The sequence below is a fragment of the Cohnella baijiui genome, from assembly GCF_020731285.1.
Lineage (GTDB): Bacteria > Bacillota > Bacilli > Paenibacillales > Paenibacillaceae > Cohnella.
Genome location: NZ_JAJFOW010000067.1, coordinates 1 through 15,704 on the forward strand (window position 1 = coordinate 1; position 15,704 = coordinate 15,704).

Below are 15,704 nucleotides of genomic sequence, written 5' to 3' on the forward strand. Positions count from 1 at the left end.
GGGCGTAAAGCCCTTCACGCGGCGGGCTTCCGGCGCCTGCGCCTCCGCGCGCGCGCCGCCGGACGCAGCCGGCTCGGCGGGCGCGGTCAAGCCGCGCTCCCCGGCTTCGAGCCGGTCGCCGAGCAAAGCGGCCAGCACCGCGCCCGGCAGCTTGATGCTCCGCGGCAGCGCGTCCGACCTAGCCGCTTCCATCGGCGCTACGACCGTCGCGCGGACCGCGATCCGGCCCACCGGCCGCTTGCCGCCCGCGAGCTTGGCACCCCGGATTTCCGCAAGGCCGTCTTCGCGGAGCAGCTTCGCTTCGGCCGCCCGCACGAGCCGCTTGCCCTCCGTTCCCCGCCCGGGCTTCGGCCGCGCCGCCACCGCCTCGCGAACCTCCATTGCCGCGTTCATCCCTTGCCCTTCCACCGTACCGTTCGCACGCTCCAGCTTATTAGTCGTCATGCACTTCTCCCCCTTTTTACCCGAAATCGCCGCGCTCTGAACCTCCGTCCGCCGTCCCATGCCGCCGGTCCGCTTCTCCGTCCGTTTCTCCATGTCAGCTCACCGTCCTCGGTCGCTCGAGCCGGGACAGGCCCGGCCAGCGGAATGTCGCCCATTCGGGCTGGTGCTTGCTGATGCGCGTGACGATGACCGTCATGTCGTCCCGGATGCCGCCGCCGGGAAATTGCCGCAGCGCCGTGTCGAGCAAGCTGTCGGCCAGCTCCTGCGGATCGTCGCTCTCGATCTCCTGGAGCACCCGCTTCATCCACAGCTCCTTGTTCATCGCATGGACGGCATGTCCGGGCGAATCGAGGATGCCGTCGGTCATCATGACGAGCGTATCGCCCGGCTGCAGCTGCACCCGCAGCACGTCGATCTCGATGTCCTGCAAAATGCCGATCGGCAGGTTGTTCGCGGCGATCGGAATGACTTCCCGGCCGCGCTTGATAAAGCTCGGCGTCGAGCCGATCTTGAGCAGCGTCGCATGGGCGGAGTAGAGGTCGATGAGCGCGAGATCGACGGTCGCGAACATCTCCTCCGGCGAACGCAGCAGCAGCACGGAATTGACCGACTTGATCGCAAGCTGCTCGTCGATGCCCGACTGGAGCAATTGCTCCAGCATCGACAGCGCCGCGCTGCTCTCCATCCGGGCACGCGCCCCGTTGCCCATGCCGTCGCTCAGCGCAACCGCGAACTTGCCCGTCCCGAGCTCGATCATGCTGAAGCTGTCGCCCGACAGCAGATCGCCGTCCTTGGCCGCTCCGGCGACGCCGGTCTCGACTTCGAACGCCTTGGCCGAAGCGAAGGTCACCGTCGTCAGATGCCCCCCTTGCTCGTGGCTTCGCTCGTACCGCACCGATACGGTTTCGCCGAGAATTTCGGAGAGCAGCGGCGCGACGATTTTGCGGCACTCGTCAAACCCCGGCCGAAAGGCGTGAACCATTTCGATCTCGATATGTCCCTCCTCCAAACTGATAATGTCGATATGTTGAATGGCCAGTCCCAGCCGATCGAGCGCGTCGCGGATCTGCTCTTCGTGGTGGCTCTGCTCCTGGGCCTCGCGCCGGATTTCCTTGACCAGATCGTCCATGACCTGCGAGACGCCGGACAGCTGCTCGGCGACGAGCAGACGGCTGTCCTGCAGCTGCGTCCGCCAATGAAGGTCGTGGCGGTACAGCTCGTACTGGCGCTTCAACGTGTCGAGCACCTGCGGGATCTTCACGCATTGGCGGTGCCACGGCTTCGGGACGCTGTTCGCCGACATGTCCGGATGCTCCTCGACCGACGTCATCAGGTCCGTCATGAGCTTGTAGGTTTGAAAAAATTGACCGTCCCAGCACTGACCACGCTTGTGGCACGTGCCGCAGTTGCGTTCGTGGACCGCGTTGATGAAATGGTTGAAGTCCTGATGCTGCCGCGCCGTCTCTCCGGCCTGCGTCATCTGGCGGAAGCTGCTCGATAGCTGACGGAACACTTCCGAGAACCGCTCCACGCGCGCCGCCGTCAGGTCCCGAACTTTTTGTGCGTACTCCTGCTGATTTTGTGCATAATTCGAGGTGCCCGGCACATATTTTGCAATAGAGTCCGTCCAGGACCGCGGCGTGAGGAACAGCAGCAGGGAGGCCGCTACCGAAGCCCAGACCGAAGCCATCGTCTCCGCCGTATTGCCCGTGTACAGCGCCAGTACCGACGTGCCGAGCAGCAGTCCGAACACCGCCGCCGCTTTGCCGCCTTCGCGGAGCAGTCCCGCCAGGAGTCCGCCGAATGCCAGCAAGCTGATCTGGGGCACGGCGCCCAAATCGGAAAGGCTGAGGATGATGCCGGCTACGACGCCCGCCGAGGTGCCAAGCGCAGGGCCCGCGGACAAGGCGAAGAGCAGCACGACGTAGCGCGTCAGCACCGCCGCCATCGCAACGCCGTAGACGGTCCAGCCGACGAAGCCCGTCATGACCGAAGCGATCAGGATCATGAGCCCGATCCATTCCTCGTGACGCAGCCTAACCGACCGCGAAGGCTTGGCCAGGATCGGCAGCGCGTGAACGAAGAGCAGCGTCAGCACGAGCGACAGCCCCGCCTCTACCGCCGTGAGCGCATAGGGCAGCCAGCCCGTTTTCTCCATCATCATCGTATGGAACAACCGAACGAGCAGATCGGACGCGAAGACGACGATCGGCGCGTGGGACAAGTCCGCCCGCTCATAAGCCTCCAAGCCGCGAAACAGCAAATAGATGACGCCGATCTCCGCGACGATCACAATCGGCGCCGCATGTGCCGCCCAAAAGCTCCCGCCGATCAAGGCAAGCGCCGCCCAAAAAGCCTGCTCCCTGCGCAAATAGAGCGTGACGCCGAAGTACGCCGCCGCAAATGGCGCAATTCCCTCCAACATAGAAGCGCGGCCTAACAAAAAGCCGAGGATCAGCACCATTGCCAGCCACCGCTGCTCGCGAATCGATCGCTGCCACCGGACCCACCGTCCTTCTTTTGCCGCGGCCGGCTGCGCCGTCTGCGCCTCGCGCGCCTTGCGGGCCTGCCGCCTCGTGAACCATTGCCTTGCTCTCCTTTTCCCGCTCGCCGGCTCCTGCTGCCCGTGCGGGCCGGAACGCGGTACGAACGGGATGACGGACGGCTTGTCCATAAATGAATGCACCTCGTTTCTCGATTCCTCAAAAGAGTGAGTGCCTCTAATTATAGGAGCGTCCATTTATGAAGTTTGTCAGACGGCGTTGGCGAACGAAAAGTTTTTTCCGACAGATCCGGACGCGCCTTTGCGACAATCCGGCCATCTCCGCCAAACCCGCGCGGCTGAACGGCTCGGCGGCTCTTCCTGGGACGCGCGCCCTCCCTCGCTCCCGCCCTCCCCGGACGGAAAACGCCGTCATCCGACGGCGATTCGCCAACGCGCCGCAGACGGCATTCGCACGCCTTTGCCGCACAAAGGCGAAATAAGTCTCCCTGTTTTTTCGCGGATCCGAAAGGTTCCTCTCTTCTGTTCGCGAACGGTTGTATGCTATGATACGGGTGGCATCAACATCAGAGGAGGCACAACCGCTTGACTCACACCAACCGACGATTCTTAACGATGATTTTGCTCATCCTGACGGTCTCCATGCTGGCGGCCGGCTGCGGGAAGCGCAATGCAAACGATACGCCGGCGGCTCCCGGCTCCTCGGCAGGCGCCGCGCCGAGCGCGTCGGCCGGTCCGAATCCGACCGTCACGATCGAGATGGACAGCGGCAAAAAAATCACATTGGAGCTGTATCCCCAGGTCGCGCCGAATACGGTCAATAACTTCATCTCGCTCGCCAAAAAAGGCTTTTACGACGGACTCGGCTTTCACCGCGTCATCCCGGGCTTCATGATTCAGGGCGGAGACCCGGATGGCAACGGCATGGGAGGTCCCGGCTATACGATCAAGGGCGAGTTCTCGGCCAACGGCTTCAAGAACGACCTGCTGCATACCCGCGGCGTCATTTCGATGGCCCGCACGGCGCAGAGCAATGACACCGCAGGCTCCCAATTTTTTATCATGGTGAATCAATCCAAGACGCTGGACGGCCAGTATGCCGCCTTCGGCGTCGTCACCTCGGGCATGGAGACCGTCGACGAGATCGTCAACGTAGAGACAGGTCCGCAGGACAAGCCCATCAAGATGCCGACCATGAAAAAGGTCACCGTAGACACGCACGGCGTCTCTTACCCGGAACCGGAGAAAGCTTCCTGATCCGGTGAACGCCCATACGCAAGACCGGAGGCGCCCTCGGGATGAGGGCGCCTCCTTCCGTTTCGAGCGGCCGGCAGCCGCCAAAAACACAAATAAGCCGGACCCCATGGGTCCGGCTCGGAAAGGCTTCTATAATCGCGGGATCGGCTTACGAACGACGTCCGCCGCGTCCGCCGCGTTTGGATTCGGTGCTCTTCTTCAAGTTGGAAATGCGCTCTTCGCTGTCTTTCAGGAAGCGAGACACCTTGTCCTCGAAAGTGGCACGGCCAGGCCCGCCGGGTCTGAAGTTCCTTCCGCCGCGATCGCCTCCGCCGCGTGGCCCGCGTGGCGGCAGCTGTTGCTGCTGCTCTGGCGGTCTGTCTACCGCCTGCCGGATGGACAGCCCGATCTTTCCGTCTTTGTCCACGTTGATGACCTTGACGGTGACCATGTCGTTAATCTTCAAATGCTCGTGAACGTCCTTAACATAGCTGTCTGCGATCTCGGAGATGTGCACGAGACCCGTCACGCCTCCCGACAGATCCACGAAAGCTCCGAAATGCGTAATACCGGTTACTTTACCCTCCAACTTGGAGCCCACTTCGATGGCCATAAAAACCGATGTTCCTCCCTGAACAAAGTGTGCCGAGACGTGAATCGGCTTTGTATTCCGATCCGAAGGGCGAGCGGTGTCGTTCTTCTGGATCGTCTACATAAAAACGTATCGCCCTCCAAGGAGGATAGCGAGCTCGTTTTTACTTTGGATAAGTCCGGCTATGCCGATTATAACCGATTGCGAAAAGCAAGGTCAACAGACGGTCGTCCCGGTCCACGCTTGGTCTCGCGGGTTTTATGGAGAGGGCTTCTCCATCTGGATCGGCTTCTCGCCCGGCAAGCCCAGTCCTTGCTGCCTGGCGATCTGTCCGATGTACTCGTCGTCGTTCAGCCGCTCGATCTCCTTTTGGAGCTGTTCGTTCTTCTGCTGAACCTCGGTGAGCTTGTCCTTCGCCGCCTGCAGCTGGCTGTTCCGCTCGCCCGTGTGGTACTGCTGCACGATCAGGGTATAGGCAGCCCAACTCAGAAACAAGACGACGACGAAGAGCAGCAGCTTCAGACGACGCTTCGCGCCGACCGAGGCCGGTGTAGGTGTGGACGCGTTGCTGGCAGCCATCGCTGTTGCTTCCCCTCCTCTTGTTCTAGTCTCCGCCTAATTTAGTCGCGACTATTATAGCATAAATTGGGGTCAGCAACATATCCTTCTTCGGGCTTAGGTGTTTGGGGCGAGCCCTGTCGAAGGGACGATCTCCCCGCAAACAGACGAATCAGAGCTTCTTCTGGAGAAGCTCCCAGATTTCCTTTACCCGCTTGCCGATCGCTTGAAACTTCGCCTGGACCCTTCTCGCGAATTTTCGGACCGGCAGCAGCCTTGCCCACAGCCAGCGCCCAGGCGGCGCTAGCGGCTTCAGCAGCAGCCGGAACGTCCACAGGAGGATCGCAGCCGTCACGATGAACAGGATGTCGAGCAGGCGGGCCAGCGTCCGGACGATCCAGCGGAGGGGATTCAGCAGCAGCGTGCGGAACGCGCGCCAGAAAAAATGGGCCAGTTTGCCCAGGAAGGAGATCGTCCAGGATGTCAGCTTGATGACGAGCGGGCTGAACAAGCCGAAGTAGCCGGTTATCCCGATGCCGAGCCCAAGGAAGACGTACAGGCGCACCTCGCCGTAGTTGCTCGTGAGCAGCACGCGGAAGACGACGATCGTTGCGGCCACCCAGTAGAGCAGATCGAGCGCAGGCAGCAGCCAGCGGGAAACGCGGAGGCGACGGCTCGCGACCCGGTAGACGTCAAAGAGGACCCCCATCCCGAGCCCGCACAGCACCATGGCTCCGATGGTGGCCCAATGGACTGCCGCGTTCACTTGAACAACTTCCCGAACAAGCCTTTCGATTTGCCGCCGGTGTTGCCGTCCAGATAGACGAGGGAATTGATGTACCCCTCGATCGACACCAGCCCTTGTTCCAGGCTCAAGTTCTTCATGTGAAGGTTCTGTCCGCGCACCGCCAGGAACCCGCACTCCGTATCGAGGAGAAATTCCTCGTTGTCGAAGCTCTCGACGTTGCTCACCCCGGTGATGTCCATCAGCTTGCGGTTCTGCATGCGGATTTCCTGCCGCTTGCCGCTCTTGCCTTGGTCCATGGCACGTCCCTCCTTTGAGACTAGCATATGGGAGGGGGTGTCGGAATAGAACAAGCTTGACGGGGAGGAGCGGCGGAGACGAGGAGGAAAAAACGAAAAGACGCAGGGAAGAAAAAAGCGGATGAGGAGGGGCTTTACTCGGCGCCGATGTGCTTCAGCGCCTCCTTCGCGCTAAGCGGGGACAGCGACGTCTCGCGGACGAACGCGCGCACGGCATCCGCGTCCGTACGGGCGTACTGCCGGAGCGCCCAGCCGATCGCCTTGCGGATGAAAAAGTCCGTTTCTCCCGCGCAAAGCCGGATATAGCGGAACAACCGATCCGTGTCGGTCCGCTCCCGATAGGCCAGCTGGAAGAGCAGCGCGGAGCGCCGTAGCCATAAGTTGTCGGAAAGGATCCAGCGGTCGGGGTACGCCGGGATCAGATCCGGGTACTTGGCGAACAGCGTGCCCGCCAGCTTGCCCGCGAGCATGTCAACGGTGTCCCACCATGACTTGTCCGCGATCAGCCGTTCCAGCAGGTCCGCCAGTCCCCGGTCCGCCCGTTTGATTCGTCTTTCCAGCAAGGACATGGCGACGTTCTGCAGCTCCCGCTCCGGCTGCGCCCATAGCGCCAAGACTACGCGCTCCAGCGCCTCTCCTTCGGGGATGCCGCGTTCGGCGGCGAACTGCCGGGTCAGCGCCTCGCGCGCGGGCGACTTGATGCCGAAGAAGGGATAGCGGTTCTTCATATAGGCCGCCATCCGGACGGCTTCGGCAGGATTGGCATGCGCGCGCAGCAACGACGCCAGATCGGCGACGTAGGCTTCGGGGTCGATCGACTTGTTCATGGACAGCCTCCCTCTCTATAGGCATACTCTTCGTTAGGGTCTTGCTTGTCTCTCATTCTCCGCGCCTCGCAGTCGATGCGGCGGATTCCCGTTCGACCGGTCCGAGATACAATTCCTTGATCACCGTCTCGATCGACAGCGGCTCGATGGACATATCGTGGATGCCGTACCGGTCGTTCAGCTCGCCGATGAGCCGCTTGAGCGGGAGAACCGCGGTATCGATCTCGATGTCGGCCTCCAGCGCGTGCGCGCGCCGGACGATCTCGACGCCGGGCAGCGGCGCGTCGGGCAGCCGCGTCTCGGTCGTGACGCGGATGGCCTTGCGGCCGCCCAAGCGGCCGCGCAGGACATGGAGCTCGTCATCGAAGACGATCTCGCCGCGGTTGATGACGATCGCCCGTCGCGCCAGCGCTTCAACGTCGTCCAAGTCGTGCGTCGTCAGGATGAAGGTGACGCCCTGGCGGTTCATGTCGGCGATGAAGCCGCGGATACGCTCCTTGGCGATCATGTCGAGGCCGATCGTCGGCTCGTCCAGGAATACGAGGTCCGGCTGATGCAGCATCGCCATGATGAATTCGCATTTCATGCGTTCGCCCAGCGAGAGCTGCCGGGTCGGCTTGCGGATGAGATCTCCCACGTCCAGAAGCTCGACCAGTTGGTCCAGCGTTCGGCGGTAGGCCGGCTCCGGGACGCCGTAGATAGCTTTGTTCATATAAAATGCGTCGATCGGCGGGATATCCCAGAGCAGCTGGGACTTCTGCCCGAATACGGCCCCGATGCGCTTCACGTAGGCGCTGCGCTGTCTCCAGGGCACCATGCCCATGACGCTCGCCTCTCCTGAAGTCGGGTGGAGCACGCCGGTCAGCATCTTCAGCGTCGTCGACTTGCCTGCGCCGTTTGGGCCCAGGAAGGCGACGATCTCTCCCCGGCCGACGGAGAACGAGATCCCGTCTACGGCGCGAACCTCCCGGACCGGCCTGCGGATCAGATTCGACGCGATCTCGCGCAGCGTATGTCCGCGTTCATGCGTCATATAGCTCTTGGTGAGACGGTTCACTTCGATCATGCTTGCGTTTCCCCCTCCGGATTAGCCTCCGGCGCTCGTATAGCCGCGCAGCATCCGATGCCAATAGAAGATCCCAGCCAACAGGAACAACGCCGCTGACGCCGCAGCCCACGCATATCCCCCGCCCGCGCGGCCGAGCAGCGAGGAAGCCGGCACGAACGCGATCAGGCCGACCGGGACGACGTAGGTGAGCAGCTGCTGGAACGACTTGGCGTAGATGGTGCCGGGATACATCCCGAAGCTCGTCACCGAGTCGAAGATATCGTAGACCCGGCTGCTCCCGACCCAGCGGAACAGCAGGCCCGACAGCAGCAGCGAGAAGGCGAACAGAACCGCCAGCGATACGAGGAACCAGGCCGCAAACAGCAGCCATTGAACCGGACTGGGCGTCCGGATGCCCGAGATCGCGTAGCCGAACAACACGCCCCCGCTGACCAAGCGGCCGAAGTCGTCCGGGTCGATGCCGCTCAACATCGTCATGAACAGAGTCGGCCGCGGCTTCAGCAGCAGCAGGTCGAAGGTGCCCTCCCGCACCTGGGAGAGCGTAGTGCCGACCATGCCGAAAAAGAGCGGGAACGCGATCCCCTTCGCCAAGCCGAATATGCCCTGCACCAGCAGCGCCTCGTGCAGCGTCCATCCCGGCAGCGAAGCGCCGGACCGGTAGACCAGCACGGTGATCATCGGCACGAGCAGATCGCCTACGATGAGCAGCAGGACGCTCAGCACGAAGTGGCTCCGGTAAGCCATCTGCGCGGCCAGCTTCGTTCGCAGCACGACGCCGATGCACGTGAGCACGCCGATCATACGCCCACCCCCGTAAACCGTCTCAACGCTTGGCGGTACAGGAGCAGCATCAAGCCGGCTACGAGCGCGGTCGCGCCGGCTTGCAGCCCGACGACGCCCGGCAGGGACAGATGCATGCCCGCGAGCTCGTACTTGCCGACGTACACCCGGGTCGGGACGTACGTGATGAACTGGAACGGGAGATAGAACAGCACATGCTGCGCCCATCCCGGGAAAAAGGACAACGGCACGAACAAGCCCGCGCTGATGTCCTTGAGGAGCAGGAAGACCCGCCTTACGCCCTCCGCGCGCACCAGCCAGAACGCGGTCAGTCCGACGCAGTAATTGACCATGAAGTTCATCAGGAAGCTGAGCGCGATGGAGATCGCCGCCCACCCCGGGGCGGCGGGCTTCAGGTCGATATGAAAGACGAACAGGAAGATGAGGAAGACCGGCGCGCATTCGATCGCGAAGCCCAGGGACCGATGCCCGAGCTTCTGAGCGAGCGCGAACAGCCAGTGCGGCATCGGACGCAGCGCGAAGGTGACGAACTTCCCGGTCCGGACCAGCATCTGCAGGTTCCAGTCCGCGAAGTCGAACGTGAAGTAATTGACGACGGCGGCGATGCCGAAGTAGGACAGCATCTGCGCCAACGTCAGGCCGTTGATCGTGTCTTTGCCTTCATAGATCGCATGCCAGATCATGTATTGCACGAGAAAGTAGACCGGTCCGACCAACAAGGAGACCGCCATGTGGGAACGATAGGCGGCCCATTCCTTGTAGGTGGCGAATCCTATGGCTCGTACGGCATGCCACAGGTGGACGGCTGGGTTCATTGCCAACCCGCTCCGATCAGGTTGTTCGTCATCAGGAGCGACTCCGGCACCCAGTCGAGATTCGACGGCACGAAGTAGACGACGACGGCGCGGCGGATCGGATCGATGAGCAGCTTGCTGCGGCCTGCGCCTTCGTGGCCGTAGGAACCCGGCGAGTACCACTCGTCGTCTCCCGTCAAGCCCGGCCCCAGTCCGTGCTTCATCGCGGGAACGCGTCCGCCCCAACAGAAGCCGAACACGTCCTGTCCGGCGAGATGGTCCCGGGTCATGCGCTCGACGGACTTGCGGGAGAGGATGCGCGTACCGCCGTAGACGCCGTTATCCAGCAGCATCTGACCGAACTTGAACAGGTCCCCGAGCGTCGAATGCAGCCCGCCTCCCGCCCGGGGCGGGTCGAACGTGCGGTCCCGCAGGTCGGTCAGGCGCCGTTCGTCCCAATCGTTCGTGACGCATACTTCTCCGTGCAGCGCCTCCGGCACCTCGAAGAATGTGCGCGACATGCCTAGCGGCTCCGTGATATGCCGTAGAATATACGTCTCGAACGGCATCCCGCTGGCGCGGCTGATGATCTCGCCCAACACTGAGTACCCGATCGACGAGTATCGCCACTCCCGGCCAGGCTCGCCGCCCGGGCTGCCGGAGAGCATCGCGCGGATCCAGGCGGACTTGCGTAGCCGGAGCGCCTCCTCCTCGTCCTTCACGGCGAACGGGCCTTCCGTATCGGGCTCGAAAGCGAAGCGCACGTCCCAAGAGCCGAACGGGTACGGCTCGGTATAGTAGCCCGGATCCGGCCAGATGCCCGATGTGTGGGTCAGGAGATGCCAGATGCGAATCCCCGCGTACTTCGGATGCTTGAACTCCTCGATCCAGTGCGAGACCGGTTGGCGCAAGTTCAGCTTGCCCTGCTCGATCAGTTGAAAGATGCCCACGGCCACGAACAGCTTCGTGATCGAGGCGATCCGCCGGATGGAGTCGGTCCGCAGCAGGTCGTCTTCCGAAGCTGGGCCCAATCTCGACCGCGGGGCGGCTTCCAAGTCCGCTGCCGGGGACGAGTCCGTTCCCGAGGACGATTCTGCTACGGCTACCGATTCCGATCCGGATGCCGATCCCGCTCGGAACGTCCGGCTCCCGAACGCCGCCTCCGCGAAGATTCGACCTTCCCGCGCGAGCAAGTAGGACCCGCATTGCATCCTGCGATCGGCGATCAGCTTGCGAAAATGCTCGTCTAACGCGGCCAGCGCCTCCGGGCGGAATCCGGCCTCTTGCGGCGTCCACCGGTTAAGCGTTTCTACGATTGGCATGTCCCGGTCCCCCTATTGAATACCCGACCAGACGATGGCCTTGGGCGCAACGACGGCGGCTTCCGAATAATCGCTGCGGCTCGGCGCCAGATAGGCAAAGACGAGCCGCTCCTGCGGATCGACGTACAGCCCGCTGCGGCCGTAGCCTTCATGGCTGAAAGTGCCCGGCGAGCATAGGTCCAGATCGTCCAGGGAGACGCCGAGGCCGTAGCGGAAATTCCGCTCGTTCGCGCCCCAGCCCTGCATCCGGACGCCGGACAGGTGGTTGCGGGTCATGAGGGCGACTGCTCGCGGGGAAAGAATCGTCTTGCCGTCCAAGCCGCCTCCGTTTAGCAGCATCTGGCCGAAACGGTACAGATCCCGCAGGCTCGCGTACATGCCGTTGCCGGCCGTCGGCGGCTCGCCGGATTCAAAAGAGGTCTTGTCCAGGTTCCGCTCTTCCCACGGACTGGTGACGCACACTTCGGACCGCATTCCCTCGGGGATCAGGAGGTAGGAACGGTTCATGCCGAGCGGAATCAGGATCTCCTGCTCGATATATTCCGCGTAGGACAGGCCGGACACGCGGCTGACGACCTCGCCTAAGAGGGCGTAGCCGACCGTCGAGTACTGCCATTCCTTGCCCGTCTCGGCGGTAAGAGGCCCGCTCATGGCGATTCGGATCCAATCGGCGCCAGGGTCGATCCGCCGACGCTCGCGGATCCCCCATTCGAACCAAGGGAGTTGGTGCGGCTCCTCGCGGAAGCCCGGATCCGGCCTCATGCCGGAAGTGTGCGTCAAGAGATGGAAAATCGTAATGTCGCGGTGCATGGGTGTATCGAAGGGGGGCAGGATGGTGCAGACCGGCTGGTTAAGATAGATCTGGCCGCGATCGATCAGCTGCAGGATGGCGGCGGCGGTCACCATCTTCGTGATGGAGTAAGTCTTGCGGATGGTATCCGGCAGCAGGTCGGGGCCGTCTTCCCGGTAGGAACGTTTGCCCATTGCCGAATGGGCGAAGATACGGCCGTCCCGCGCCAGCAGGTAGGATGCGCCCTGGAGCGTCCCGTCGGCGATCAACGCCGCATAATGTTCGTTCAGCCGCCGCAGGGCGGCCGAATCGTAGCCCGTTTCCTCCGGGCCGGTGTCCGTCTGGCCATGATGTAACGCAGTCGTCTCCATCAATTCATACCAAATCCTCTCGTTCAATTTGGTACATGATGACAATAGCCAGGAAGTGACCCTATTTTACGCGATCACACGTTCGTCTGTCCATTAAAGGTTTTCTAAACGGAGGACTGGGATGAGAAATTCAAAGCATACGCTCCGAGGAATGCAACCAATAGGAAAATTGTGGTGTCAACGCTCTATGAATACCAATTGTCCAGAGCGGAGTGATGTATTTCCAATAAAAATAGCTATAAAATAAGGATAGTGCTATGGTTTCTCCATAGCGCTATCCTTTGACTTTGAAGGAGGGTTCCCGGTGAGGATATTCGCGGCAACGTTGTTGGCCCTTCTATTTCTTTTGTCCGGCTGCACGACCCATAAGAACGTCCAAACCCAACAATTGACCGAATTTAAGAAAATGGTTCGTTCGGAGCATAAGGAAATTAAAGATCTCAAAATCCAAATGGCACCCACTCAAGTCGCGTTTAACTACCATCTGAGCCGGAAGCCGGACCGAGAGGCAGACAAGGAAATCTTCTTGAAGACGAAAGCGCTCATTCTTTCTCAGGAGTTCCAGATGACCGCCATCGAAGAGTCCTACTTTAAACATTACGACAAGGACGACCGCCGGTATCCGAACATGATCATTCGCTTCTACGGCACGCATAAGGACAAGGCCGATTACCAATATACTTCCGACTATTACGGACCGGGCGTTGAGGGGGCGACAGATCGGCCGATAGACGGTTACAAGACGTGGTACTTCGACGATTTAAAATCGATGGGCGTACCCGTGACGCCTTAAGACGGGAATTGTGTCCGTCTTACGAATCGTGCCCGCCAAACCAAAAGAAGACCTTCCCGCGGATTCGGGGAAGGTCATCATCGCATATCGAATTTAACTTGCGGCCGAAGCAGGGCCCGTCCTATCACAATAGCAACCCGTCGTCCTCACGCTTGCGGACTTCTTCCTTCAGGACCGTGTACAGCCCTTCCGCGTCTTCCTTCTTCGTCGATTCCGCCAGCCTCTCCACGCGGACCGTCAGGATGCGCTGCCCGTATTGGATTTCCAGCTCGTCGCCGATTTTGATGTCGGCGCTCGGCTTCGCTTCCCGACCATTGAGAAGGACGCGCCCTTGATCGGACACGTCCTTCGCAACGGTGCGGCGCTTGATGAGGCGCGACACCTTCAAAAACTTGTCGAGACGCATGAATTACTTAACGGCGTCCTTCAGCTTGTTGCCGGCTTTGAAGGCAGGAACCTTGGAAGCGGCGATCGTGATGGACTTGCCCGTTTGCGGGTTGCGGCCAACGCGGCCGGAACGGCTGCGGGTTTCGAACGTGCCGAAGCCGATCAGTTGGACTTTGTCGCCGCTGGCGAGCGCTTCGGTAACTTCGCCCAGGAAGCCGTTCAGGACGGATTCGACGTCTTTTTTCGTCAGGCCGCTTTTTTCTGCGATGTTGTTGATCAGATCGGTCTTGTTCATGGTTTGATATTCCTCCCGTGAATAAAAAATCTAATGTTTTTCTTTGCGCTAGGCGCGAGAAAGCGTGGTTGTGAGTAGGGCACGATGATAACTATTCTGTCTTTGTTAAATAAATCCTGCATGACGACCAAACTTTTTTACCGAAAAAGCATGAAAATGCTTGAACGGTGCCGAATTTGGCGGTCTTCGGACCGATCAGGAACGCTGTTTGGCTTCTTGCCACCAGCCTTCCATCTCTAGTAAATCAGTTTGGTCAAAGGTTCGCCCGCTTATACGTAGGCGCTCTTCGATATGCTGGAATCGGCTCGCGAACTTGCGGTTCGTCCCGGCCAGCGCCTCTTCGGGATCCGCCTCGATAAAGCGGGCCGCGTTCACCACCGCGAACAGCAAGTCTCCCAATTCGTCGCGCTGGCGCTCGGCCGATTCGCTAGAGACCGCCGTCTTGAGCTCTTCGAGCTCCTCGGCGATTTTGTCGAACACGCCGCCGAGATCCGGCCAGTCGAAGCCGACGCCGGCCGCCTTCTTCTGCAGCTTGTGCGCCCGCGGCAGCGCGGGCAGATCCTTCGGGATGCCGTCCAGCACCGATTGGCGCTCGGGCAAACCTTTGCGGCGCTTTTCCTCGGCCTTCCTCGCTTCCCAGTTGCGCAGCGCTTCCTCGGCATCCGACGCGTCGTCGCCGCCGAAGACGTGCGGGTGGCGGAAGATCAGCTTGTCGTTCAGCTCGGCCAGCACGTCGAAAACGTCGAAGGCGCCCGCTTCCTCCTCCATCTGACTGTGCAAGAGCACCTGCAGCAGAACGTCGCCGAACTCCTCCTTCATGCCGTCCGGATCGTCGAGATCGAGCGCTTCGATCGCTTCGTACGTCTCCTCGATAAAGTTGCGCCGGATCGACTGATGCGTCTGCTCGCGATCCCAGGGGCAGCCTTCGGGACTGCGCAGGATGGCGACGATCTCGTGGAGGCGCTCGAACGAGCGGCGCGCGAGCCGCTCGTCGTCGCTCGCCGGCACGTAGACGAGCGTAAGGTTCCCGTACGCCTCCAGCCGGTCCAGCTCGTGCAGCGGCATGCGGAGGATCCGCTCCTCCCCCGGCACCCCGAGCGCCTGGCCGACTACGATCTCGTGGTCGTCCGGATAGACGGCCATGAGCGTCAGCTTGGCATCGGAGGCCGTGTAGGCATCATACACTTGTCCGATGACCGTATGCAACCTCGGGCGAAGATGCTCGCGCCTCAGCTCGGATGCGTCGAGCAGCTGAAAGCCCTCGATCGGATCGAAGCCGAGGCGGACGAACGCCTGGTCGAGAAAGCTTTCGCCGCCCATAATTTGCAAGGAAACGCCCGCTCCGGGCGCGCGGCTGCGCAGCAGCTGGACGGCGCGCTCGGCGACCATCGGATGGCCGGGGACGGCGTAAACGACAGGCTCGTCCGGGTGCTCCGCTGCAGTACGCAGCAGCGTGTCCGCGATGTCTTCGTACACTTGCTCGAACGCGTCATGCCGTTCGTAGAGCGCGTCGAACGGCTCGAATGCGATGCCGCGGGCCCGAAGGTCCCGGATCGCCGGGTGGTCCTCCGTGCGCGCATAGCGCAGCCGGGCGGCCTCCAGCGTCTTCAGAATGCCGAGCGTCAATTGGTCTTCTCCGCCGGAGCCGAGTCCGACGACCGTGAGGGAGGGGGGCATGCCAGATCATCCTTTCGTAAAGGCGTTTATGTAATCTTCGCATCGGGGATGCGCTTCTTAGCGGGAATCGGAGCCGGGCGCGGTACGGCGCAGCCGCCGCTCTCCCGGATGCAGGCGGGCCAGCCAGCGCTCGAGGCGCGAGCCGGCGACGCCCGGCAGCGCCCGCCACTCGCGCGGGCCGACCGCGCCGGTGGCGGCCAG

Annotated in this window: 17 protein-coding genes; 2 read left to right on the plus strand and 15 right to left on the minus strand. The window is 61.7% G+C overall.

The window, feature by feature from the left end; all coding sequences use genetic code 11:
* Together LKX83_RS30760 and spoIIE are read right to left on the minus strand one after the other, a co-directional pair.
* Nucleotides 1-537 (minus strand): hypothetical protein (locus LKX83_RS30760; RefSeq protein WP_227886908.1); only part of this gene is annotated, 537 nt, incomplete at its 3' end.
* A gap of 1 nt (nucleotide 538) precedes the next feature.
* Nucleotides 539-3,118, minus strand: a complete 2,580-nt coding sequence (spoIIE, locus tag LKX83_RS30765; RefSeq protein ID WP_227886910.1) for a stage II sporulation protein E — start codon at nucleotides 3,116-3,118, stop codon at nucleotides 539-541.
* Nucleotides 3,119-3,532: 414 nt separating this feature from the next.
* Between spoIIE and LKX83_RS30770 the strand changes: the two genes are divergently transcribed.
* On the plus strand, nucleotides 3,533-4,204 hold the full coding sequence (locus LKX83_RS30770) for a peptidylprolyl isomerase (RefSeq protein ID WP_370639159.1): 672 nt from the start codon (nucleotides 3,533-3,535) through the stop codon (nucleotides 4,202-4,204).
* Nucleotides 4,205-4,352: 148 nt separating this feature from the next.
* On the opposite strand, the gene LKX83_RS30775 is transcribed toward LKX83_RS30770, so the two are convergent.
* From LKX83_RS30775 to LKX83_RS30820, 10 genes are all read right to left on the minus strand, one after another.
* Nucleotides 4,353-4,796, minus strand: a complete 444-nt coding sequence (locus LKX83_RS30775) for a S1 domain-containing RNA-binding protein (protein WP_227886913.1) — start codon at nucleotides 4,794-4,796, stop codon at nucleotides 4,353-4,355.
* A gap of 237 nt (nucleotides 4,797-5,033) precedes the next feature.
* Nucleotides 5,034-5,354 carry a cell division protein FtsL gene (gene ftsL / locus LKX83_RS30780; protein WP_227886915.1) on the minus strand — a complete coding sequence of 107 codons (321 nt, stop codon included), beginning with the start codon at nucleotides 5,352-5,354 and terminating at the stop codon, nucleotides 5,034-5,036.
* A gap of 151 nt (nucleotides 5,355-5,505) precedes the next feature.
* Nucleotides 5,506-6,099, minus strand: a complete 594-nt coding sequence (yabQ, locus tag LKX83_RS30785) for a spore cortex biosynthesis protein YabQ (protein ID WP_227886917.1) — start codon at nucleotides 6,097-6,099, stop codon at nucleotides 5,506-5,508.
* On the minus strand, nucleotides 6,096-6,377 hold the full coding sequence (yabP, locus tag LKX83_RS30790; RefSeq protein ID WP_227886919.1) for a sporulation protein YabP: 282 nt from the start codon (nucleotides 6,375-6,377) through the stop codon (nucleotides 6,096-6,098). Before yabP ends, yabQ begins: the two co-directional genes overlap by 4 nt.
* A 134-nt stretch (nucleotides 6,378-6,511) precedes the next feature.
* Nucleotides 6,512-7,204: a DNA alkylation repair protein gene (locus LKX83_RS30795; protein ID WP_227886921.1), complete on the minus strand. Its 693-nt coding sequence runs from the start codon at nucleotides 7,202-7,204 to the stop codon at nucleotides 6,512-6,514.
* Between the two features lie 52 nt (nucleotides 7,205-7,256).
* A complete protein-coding gene (locus LKX83_RS30800; RefSeq protein ID WP_227886924.1) occupies nucleotides 7,257-8,270 on the minus strand; it encodes an ABC transporter ATP-binding protein in 1,014 nt (337 codons plus the stop codon).
* 21 nt (nucleotides 8,271-8,291) lie between these two features.
* Complete coding sequence (locus LKX83_RS30805; protein WP_227886925.1) at nucleotides 8,292-9,074, minus strand: ABC transporter permease; 783 nt, start codon at nucleotides 9,072-9,074, stop codon at nucleotides 8,292-8,294.
* A complete protein-coding gene (locus LKX83_RS30810; RefSeq protein WP_227886927.1) occupies nucleotides 9,071-9,889 on the minus strand; it encodes an ABC transporter permease in 819 nt (272 codons plus the stop codon). The genes LKX83_RS30805 and LKX83_RS30810 overlap by 4 nt, the downstream gene beginning before the upstream one ends.
* On the minus strand, nucleotides 9,886-11,190 hold the full coding sequence (locus LKX83_RS30815) for a serine hydrolase domain-containing protein (RefSeq protein WP_227886930.1): 1,305 nt from the start codon (nucleotides 11,188-11,190) through the stop codon (nucleotides 9,886-9,888). Before LKX83_RS30815 ends, LKX83_RS30810 begins: the two co-directional genes overlap by 4 nt.
* A 12-nt stretch (nucleotides 11,191-11,202) precedes the next feature.
* Complete coding sequence (locus tag LKX83_RS30820; RefSeq protein ID WP_227886932.1) at nucleotides 11,203-12,351, minus strand: serine hydrolase domain-containing protein; 1,149 nt, start codon at nucleotides 12,349-12,351, stop codon at nucleotides 11,203-11,205.
* Between the two features lie 304 nt (nucleotides 12,352-12,655).
* Here LKX83_RS30820 and LKX83_RS30825 point away from each other — a divergent pair, with 304 nt between their 5' ends.
* Complete coding sequence (locus LKX83_RS30825) at nucleotides 12,656-13,144, plus strand: hypothetical protein (RefSeq protein WP_227886934.1); 489 nt, start codon at nucleotides 12,656-12,658, stop codon at nucleotides 13,142-13,144.
* Nucleotides 13,145-13,268: 124 nt separating this feature from the next.
* Here LKX83_RS30825 and LKX83_RS30830 read toward each other — a convergent pair whose 3' ends face one another.
* From LKX83_RS30830 to yabN, 3 genes are all read right to left on the minus strand, one after another.
* Nucleotides 13,269-13,550 carry an RNA-binding S4 domain-containing protein gene (locus tag LKX83_RS30830; RefSeq protein WP_227886935.1) on the minus strand — a complete coding sequence of 94 codons (282 nt, stop codon included), beginning with the start codon at nucleotides 13,548-13,550 and terminating at the stop codon, nucleotides 13,269-13,271.
* Nucleotides 13,551-13,553: 3 nt separating this feature from the next.
* On the minus strand, nucleotides 13,554-13,826 hold the full coding sequence (locus LKX83_RS30835; protein ID WP_227886937.1) for an HU family DNA-binding protein: 273 nt from the start codon (nucleotides 13,824-13,826) through the stop codon (nucleotides 13,554-13,556).
* 195 nt (nucleotides 13,827-14,021) lie between these two features.
* Nucleotides 14,022-15,503 (minus strand): bifunctional methyltransferase/pyrophosphohydrolase YabN, encoded by a 1,482-nt coding sequence (gene yabN, locus LKX83_RS30840; RefSeq protein ID WP_227886938.1) that lies wholly within the window; start codon nucleotides 15,501-15,503, stop codon nucleotides 14,022-14,024.
* Nucleotides 15,504-15,704: the final 201 nt, after the last annotated feature.